Raw genomic sequence first — 7,058 nt, 5'->3', positions numbered from 1 at the left:
TCTGATAAATTGTTAAAGAGCAATGAGTTACGAGACTTGGCTCGTTCACTCGAGGTGGCGTATATTACGCTTTCCTCTTTCAGAGTCAACCCCAAATTTCAGGATTTTCTCTTTTCTTCCCGGCCGCCTCGTGAAGTGAATCACTTGCGCCGTGTCGATGGAGGCGCATTATAGGGCGTCCCGCGCAGGCCGCAACAGGTTTTTTCAACAAAAGTGCGCGTTTGCTGCATTCCACAGCAAAAACCCGCCTTATACCTTGTTTTGCACAAACTTATCCACAGAGCCCCGCAGGGCTGAAAATTTACGAGCGCCGCGCAAACGTTTTCGCTACAATTCTCCGCAGCGACAAACTCCCCTTTATTCCAGGGGCGTTACCTGAATCAGTGCCGAATACCGTTAAATACGAGAAAAATTCCGCCCCTTACGCTGTTCAGAGTAAGGAATACCGGTAAAGATTCAGGTAACTCTCTTTATATCGTGATGCAAAAGCCAAGGGATAAAACCATGCAACAACCTCGTCCAATACGCCGGGCTCTGCTCAGCGTTTCTGACAAAACCGGTATCGTTGAATTCGCAGAAGCCCTCTCTCAACGTGGTGTGGAGCTGCTCTCGACCGGGGGCACCGCACGCCTGCTGGCAGATGCCGGCTTGCCGGTTACCGAAGTTTCCGATTACACCGGCTTCCCGGAAATGATGGATGGACGTGTAAAGACCCTGCATCCTAAAGTGCACGGCGGTATTCTTGGCCGCCGCGGCCAGGACGACGCGATCATGGAACAGCACGCCATCAAGCCGATCGATATCGTGGTAGTAAACCTGTATCCGTTCGCCCAAACCGTCGCCCGCCCAGACTGCTCGCTGGCAGATGCGGTTGAAAACATCGATATCGGCGGCCCCACCATGGTGCGCTCCGCCGCCAAGAACCATAAAGATGTTGCCATTGTGGTCAAGAGCAGCGACTACGCCGCCATCATTGCCGAGATGGACAACAACAACGGTTCACTGCTGTTGCCTACCCGTTTTGATCTGGCCATCAAAGCATACGAGCACACCGCCGCCTACGACAGCATGATCGCTAACTACTTCGGCGCGCTGGTGCCGGCCTATCACGGCGATACCGAACAGCCTGCAGGCCGCTTCCCGCGCACCCTGAACCTGAACTACATCAAGAAACAGGATATGCGCTACGGTGAAAATGGCCATCAACAGGCCGCCTTCTATATAGAAGACAATTTGCAGGAAGCTTCCGTCGCCACCGCCCAGCAGTTGCAGGGCAAGGCGCTGTCTTACAACAACATCGCCGACACCGACGCCGCGCTGGAATGTGTGAAAGAGTTCGCCGAGCCGGCCTGTGTGATCGTCAAACACGCCAACCCCTGCGGCGTAGCAATTGGCGAAGATATTCTGGGCGCCTACGAGCGAGCCTACAAAACCGACCCGACGTCGGCATTCGGCGGCATCATCGCCTTCAACCGTGAACTGGATGCCGCCACCGCGCAGGCCATCATCAGCCGCCAGTTCGTTGAAGTGATTATCGCCCCAACCATTAATGAGGAAGCCCGCTCGCTGCTGGCCGCCAAGCAGAACGTGCGCGTCCTGGCCTGCGGCCAATGGCAACAGCGCGTGCCGGGTCTGGATTTCAAACGCGTCAATGGCGGCCTCTTGGTACAAGAGCGTGATTTAGGTATGGTCGCCGCGGGCGATCTGCGCGTGGTGACCAAGCGCCAGCCCACCGAGCAGGAGCTGCGCGACGCGCTGTTCTGCTGGAAAGTGGCCAAGTTCGTTAAGTCCAACGCGATCGTCTATGCCCGCGACAATATGACCATCGGCATCGGCGCCGGCCAGATGAGCCGCGTTTATTCCGCGAAGATCGCCGGCATTAAAGCCGCAGACGAAGGTTTGGAAGTCAAAGGCTCCGCTATGGCGTCCGATGCCTTCTTCCCATTCCGCGACGGTATTGATGCGGCAGCCGCGGTGGGCATCACCTGCGTGATCCAACCCGGCGGCTCAATCCGCGATAACGAAGTGATCGCGGCCGCCGACGAACACGGCATTGCGATGATCTTCACCGATATGCGCCACTTCCGCCACTAATCCTTTTTGCCGCGTGCGCCCCGGCGCACGCTGATCATGGAGCACCTGATGAACATCCTTATTATTGGCAACGGCGGGCGCGAACACGCGCTGGCCTGGAAAGCCGCTCAATCGCCGCTGGCAGATAACGTGTATGTCGCACCGGGCAACGCCGGTACGGCGTTGGAACCCAATCTGACCAATGTGGCTATCTCTGCAACCGATATCCCGGCGCTGCTTGAGTTCGCCCGCAACAACGATGTCGGCCTGACCATCGTCGGCCCGGAAGCCCCGCTGGTGATTGGCGTGGTCGATGCCTTCCAGGCCGCCGGCCTGACCATTTTCGGCCCAACGCAGGCAGCCGCCCAGCTCGAAGGCTCAAAAGCCTTCACCAAAGACTTCCTGGCGCGCCACCACATCCCCACCGCCGAATACCAGAACTTTACCGAGGTTGAGCCGGCCCTGGCCTATGTGCGTAGCAAAGGCGCTCCTATCGTCATCAAGGCCGATGGCCTGGCGGCAGGTAAAGGCGTGATTGTCGCCATGACGCTGCAGGAAGCGGAAGATGCCATTCAGGATATGCTGGCCGGCAACGCTTTCGGCGACGCCGGCCACCGTATTGTGGTGGAGGAGTTCCTCGACGGCGAAGAAGCCAGCTTTATCGTCATGGTCGATGGCGAAAACGTGGTGCCGATGGCCACCAGCCAGGATCACAAACGCGTTGGCAATGGCGATACCGGGCCAAACACCGGCGGCATGGGCGCTTATTCCCCGGCGCCGGTGGTGACCGATGAAATCCACCAGCGGGTGATGGAGCAGGTGATTTGGCCAACGGTGCGCGGCATGGCGGCGGAAGGCAATACCTACGTCGGCTTCCTGTATGCCGGGCTTATGATCTCCGCCGACGGCCAGCCGAAAGTGATCGAGTTTAACTGCCGCTTCGGCGATCCGGAAACCCAACCGATCATGCTGCGGATGCGTTCCGATCTGGTTGCGCTGTGCCTGGCCGGCGCGCAGGGCAAACTGGGCGATAAAACCTCGGAGTGGGACGAACGCCCATCCCTTGGCGTGGTGCTGGCCGCCGCCGGCTATCCGGGCGACTATCAGATCGGTGATGAGATCCACGGCCTGCCACAGCAGGAAAGCCGCGACGGTAAAGTGTTTCATGCAGGCACGCGCCTGGAAGGCGATAAGGTGGTCACCAACGGCGGGCGCGTGTTGTGCGTGACGGCATTAGGCGCAACGGTGGCGCAAGCGCAAAAAAACGCGTATCAATTAGCGGCTGACATTCAGTGGCAAGGCAGCTTCTGCCGCAAAGATATCGGCTATCGGGCGATAGCGCGCGGTAAGTGATTCAGGGGTTGCCCTTGATGCTCAGGCTCTGCATTACAGGGCCTTTTTTATAACGAATCTTCTGTCGGCTCCCAGCGGCAAAAATCGTCGTTGGCCACCAGCAACAGTTGGCGCCCTTCTGGTGCCTCCAACCAGGCGAGACTCAGCGATTGGCCGCTGCGATCGCGCCGTGCAATCCAATCCAGCGCCTGCTCATCAAACCCCGGCCTGAGCTGTTGGCCGCTGCAGGTTTGCACCACACCACCGTGCCAATGGCCCTGTAATAGCCGAACATCCCCCGCACGCAGTGCATTGCTGACTTCCTGTATACGCCGCGCCTGGTATTGATACAGCGCGATATCATCGCTGGAAAGCTGCTCACGCCGCTCAGCCAGTTGGCGCTGCATAAAGCTCACCGTGCCGTCTTCGGCAAAGCGCACCTGCAGGTTATCTTGCCCCTGCAGCGGGCCGCTGCGTCTAATCTGGCGTAAGGTGCCGTTTTGGTATTCATAGAGGGTGGTGACCGTGCCTGCCCCACTATAAGGGCTATACACACTCATCAGCACCAGTGGGCGCTGCTGATCGTCATCCTTGCGCCACAGGCGCATGACGCCCTGATCGGCAACATAGCCGCTGGCGGTAAACGCCGGCGGCGCGGAATGGAAACTGCAGCCAGCCAGACTGCTGGCGACCGCCGCGGCTAACAGCCAGCGCCGGATAAACAAAAGGGGCGTCATCGCCCCCCTGTCTAAGCTTTTCACAGCACGCGGTAATTATTTAACTGCGTCTTTCAGCGCTTTACCAGAAACGAATGCTGGTACGTTAGCCGCTGCGATTTTGATTTCTTTACCAGTCTGTGGGTTGCGGCCAGTGCGCTCTGCACGATGGTTTACTTTGAAAGTACCGAAACCAACCAATTGTACTGCATCACCTTCTTTCAGAGACTCGGTAATGGCAGCCAGGGTAGATTCCAGAGCTTGTTTGGCTTGAGCTTTGGAAAGGTCCGCCTTGTCTGCGATTACATCAATCAGTTGAGTCTTGTTCATAAGTTATCCTTACAGTGTGTTTATCGTTTGCAAAGCATCGAGTGCGACGGATATGCCGATTGACAGCACTCTCCTGCATACACGCACCGATAGCCACTTTTTTACGCCCCCCAAATGTAGACCAGACAGGGTGCGGATGTGAAGCCTTAAGGCATGACAAATCAGGCGTTAAATCACGTTTTATTGCCTCAGTGCGCTAAATTTATCCCAATATTGCTTACGCCAGCCTCACGAAGGTCGGATCGCAGGCCTTTAATCAGCTCGAGATCGCGTTCTTCACAGGCGGCCAACAATCGGAATATTTCCCACTGAATATCCCATTCTTCCTCAATGGCCGGCAAGATTTTCAATTCGTCGTCGGTCATCTCTTTACCCGCCTGGGTCATTTCCAGCATCGCTACCGTGCGGATTGACGTTTCGCTGATGGCAACGGCGTGTACCAGCGTCTCGCCGCTCAGGCGCGAGTGGATCAGTTCACCTAACGCGATACACGCGTCGATAGCGGGGTAAACACCATAAATATCGTAAGCTTCAGCCGCTGGGATCGCATCTTCCAACTTCTCAAGCTGGCTGTCAAAATTGACCTTGGCGTCTTTCACCACCAGCGTTTCCCATGCCAGATCCAGTATGCGGCGGTAAACCGCCGGATCGCCGAACCCGGTTTGCAGGCAAAACACCTGATAATTGGGATACATACGCTCGCACAGACAGGCCATAAAGGTCAAATGTTGCCAGCTTTCAAGCTTTTCCAAACGTAAATGAATGGGGTTACGGAGCATTATTTCTTCTCTTACGTATGATATGCGGCGCAGTGTAACCTAATTCGCGCATGGCGGCACCTCTGGATGCGCCGCCAGCCAACGCTGAAACGCTGGGCGGCGCGAGGCGATGGCATCGGCCCAGCGCGTTGGCTCCGGTAAGCGGTAACCGGCCATGCAACGCTGCACCCAAGCCAGCGCACTGTCGGCGCTCACTCGGTGGCCGGTGGCGACAAACAGCGGGTTGCAACGCAGCTTGCTGCGCCATACCCAACCAATCTGCTCGCCTTTATCGACCAACGGCGCTTGCGCGCCCACCGCGGCGCCCAGCGGCTCAAATTTCCCACACAGGCGCTTTTTCGCCACGCCGATGGTCGGCACATTGATCAACAGCCCAAAATGGCTGGCGACCCCCAAGCGGCGCGGGTGCGAAATCCCATGGCCGTCGACAAACACCAGATCCGGCTTCTGCTGCAGTTTATCCCAGGCGGCCAACAGCGCGGGGCATTCGCGGAAAGACAAAAAACCGGGAATATAGGGCATCGTCGTGCTAATGCGTGCGAGCTGATACTCCACCAACTCCAAGGAAGGATAGCGCAGAATAGCGATGGCGGCGCGCGTTACCGCGCCTTCTTGCTCAAACCCCACGTCCGCGCCGGCAATCAACGCTGGCGGATCCGCCAAGAAATCATCATGGCGGATCACTCTGGCCGCGCGTTGCAGTTGCTCAGCACGCAATTGCGCAATGTCGAACAGGGCCGCGTCCTGCTCGCCCGCCTCAGCGGTGGTATTGCGCTGAAAACGCATGAACGGCCTCCACAAAAGCGCCGGCGTGTTCCGGCGGTACATCCTGGTGGATGCCGTGGCCCAGGTTGAACACATGCCCCTCGCCGTGGCCAAAACCGGCCAGGATGGTTTCCACTTCCTGTGCAATACGCTGCGGCGGCGCATACAGGATGGAAGGATCCATATTGCCCTGCAGCGCCACTTTATCGCCTACGCGCCGGCGCGCTTCGCCAATGTCGGTGCTCCAGTCCAGCCCCAGCGCATCACAGCCGGTGGCGGCCATCGCCTCCAGCCACTGCCCGCCGCCCTTGGTGAACAGGGTGATGGGCACACGACGGCCTTCGTTTTTACGCAGCAGGCCATCGACGATCTTGTGCATATAGTGCAGCGAGAACTCACGATAGTCCCTGCCCGTCAGCACCCCGCCCCAGGTATCAAACAGCATTACCGCCTGGGCGCCGGCCTTGATTTGCGCATTCAGATACAGGATCACGCTGTCGGCTACCTTATCCAGCAGCAAGTGCAGGGCGTGCGGATCGGCATACATCATTTTTTTGAGCTTGGTAAAGGCTTTGCTGCTGCCGCCTTCCACCATGTAGGTGGCCAGCGTCCACGGGCTACCGGAAAAACCGATCAGCGGCACTTCGCCTTGCAGTTCCCGGCGGATGGTGCGCACCGCGTTCATCACATAGCCCAGTTCAATCTCCGGATCGAACGCCGGGAGCTTGTCCACATCAGCCCGGCAGGTAATCGGGTGGGTAAAACGCGGGCCTTCGCCGGCTTCAAAATACAGCCCCAGCCCCATGGCGTCGGGAATGGTCAAAATGTCAGAGAACAGGATCGCGGCATCCAGCGCATACCGACGCAACGGCTGCAGCGTCACCTCACAGGCCAGTTCGGCATTTTTGCACAGGGACATGAAATCCCCCGCCTGGGCACGCGTAGCCTTGTACTCCGGCAAATAACGGCCGGCCTGGCGCATCATCCATACGGGCGTCACATCCACCGGCTGCCGCAGCAGCGCGCGCAGGTAGCGATCGTTCTTCAACTCGGTCATCTAGGG

7 protein-coding genes are annotated in these 7,058 nt (G+C 58.0%); 2 read left to right on the top strand and 5 right to left on the bottom strand.

Annotation, left to right across the window (positions count from 1 at the left end; genetic code table 11):
- Positions 1 to 504 precede the first annotated feature (504 nt).
- Together purH and purD are read left to right on the top strand one after the other, a co-directional pair.
- Entirely contained in the window at positions 505 to 2,094 is a 1,590-nt protein-coding gene (purH, locus tag AC559G_RS18680) for a bifunctional phosphoribosylaminoimidazolecarboxamide formyltransferase/inosine monophosphate cyclohydrolase (protein ID WP_498913822.1), read from the top strand.
- A 48-nt stretch (positions 2,095 to 2,142) separates the two neighbouring features.
- Positions 2,143 to 3,426, top strand: a complete 1,284-nt coding sequence (gene purD, locus AC559G_RS18675; protein WP_498913820.1) for a phosphoribosylamine--glycine ligase — start codon at positions 2,143 to 2,145, stop codon at positions 3,424 to 3,426.
- 47 nt (positions 3,427 to 3,473) lie between these two features.
- Here the strand turns inward: purD and AC559G_RS18670 are convergent, their stop codons facing one another.
- The 5 genes from AC559G_RS18670 to hemE form a co-directional block, all read right to left on the bottom strand.
- Complete coding sequence (locus AC559G_RS18670; protein ID WP_498913818.1) at positions 3,474 to 4,142, bottom strand: DUF1481 domain-containing protein; 669 nt, start codon at positions 4,140 to 4,142, stop codon at positions 3,474 to 3,476.
- 36 nt (positions 4,143 to 4,178) lie between these two features.
- Complete coding sequence (gene hupA / locus AC559G_RS18665; RefSeq protein ID WP_095846252.1) at positions 4,179 to 4,451, bottom strand: nucleoid-associated protein HU-alpha; 273 nt, start codon at positions 4,449 to 4,451, stop codon at positions 4,179 to 4,181.
- 188 nt (positions 4,452 to 4,639) lie between these two features.
- Positions 4,640 to 5,230 carry a YjaG family protein gene (locus AC559G_RS18660; RefSeq protein ID WP_279026392.1) on the bottom strand — a complete coding sequence of 197 codons (591 nt, stop codon included), beginning with the start codon at positions 5,228 to 5,230 and terminating at the stop codon, positions 4,640 to 4,642.
- A 39-nt stretch (positions 5,231 to 5,269) separates the two neighbouring features.
- Positions 5,270 to 6,016: an endonuclease V gene (nfi, locus tag AC559G_RS18655; protein WP_498913815.1), complete on the bottom strand. Its 747-nt coding sequence runs from the start codon at positions 6,014 to 6,016 to the stop codon at positions 5,270 to 5,272.
- Complete coding sequence (gene hemE / locus AC559G_RS18650) at positions 5,988 to 7,052, bottom strand: uroporphyrinogen decarboxylase (RefSeq protein WP_498913813.1); 1,065 nt, start codon at positions 7,050 to 7,052, stop codon at positions 5,988 to 5,990. Before hemE ends, nfi begins: the two co-directional genes overlap by 29 nt.
- Positions 7,053 to 7,058: the final 6 nt, after the last annotated feature.

Source organism: Gibbsiella greigii (assembly GCF_039540155.1).
Taxonomy (GTDB): domain Bacteria; phylum Pseudomonadota; class Gammaproteobacteria; order Enterobacterales; family Enterobacteriaceae; genus Gibbsiella; species Gibbsiella quercinecans.
Note: the sequence above shows the minus strand (reverse complement) of the source record. Positions and strands in the feature narration are given on the sequence as shown.

What these genes read in the sequence shown, in the direction of transcription:
- purH (WP_498913822.1), top strand. Translation starts at nt 505, where the DNA reads ATGCAACAACCTCGTCCAATACGCCGGGCTCTGCTCAGCGTTTCTGAC.
- hemE (WP_498913813.1), bottom strand. Translation starts at nt 7,052, where the DNA reads ATGACCGAGTTGAAGAACGATCGCTACCTGCGCGCGCTGCTGCGGCAG.
- hupA (WP_095846252.1), bottom strand. Translation starts at nt 4,451, where the DNA reads ATGAACAAGACTCAACTGATTGATGTAATCGCAGACAAGGCGGACCTT.
- purD (WP_498913820.1), top strand. Translation starts at nt 2,143, where the DNA reads ATGAACATCCTTATTATTGGCAACGGCGGGCGCGAACACGCGCTGGCC.
- nfi (WP_498913815.1), bottom strand. Translation starts at nt 6,016, where the DNA reads ATGCGTTTTCAGCGCAATACCACCGCTGAGGCGGGCGAGCAGGACGCG.
- AC559G_RS18670 (WP_498913818.1), bottom strand. Translation starts at nt 4,142, where the DNA reads ATGACGCCCCTTTTGTTTATCCGGCGCTGGCTGTTAGCCGCGGCGGTC.
- AC559G_RS18660 (WP_279026392.1), bottom strand. Translation starts at nt 5,230, where the DNA reads ATGCTCCGTAACCCCATTCATTTACGTTTGGAAAAGCTTGAAAGCTGG.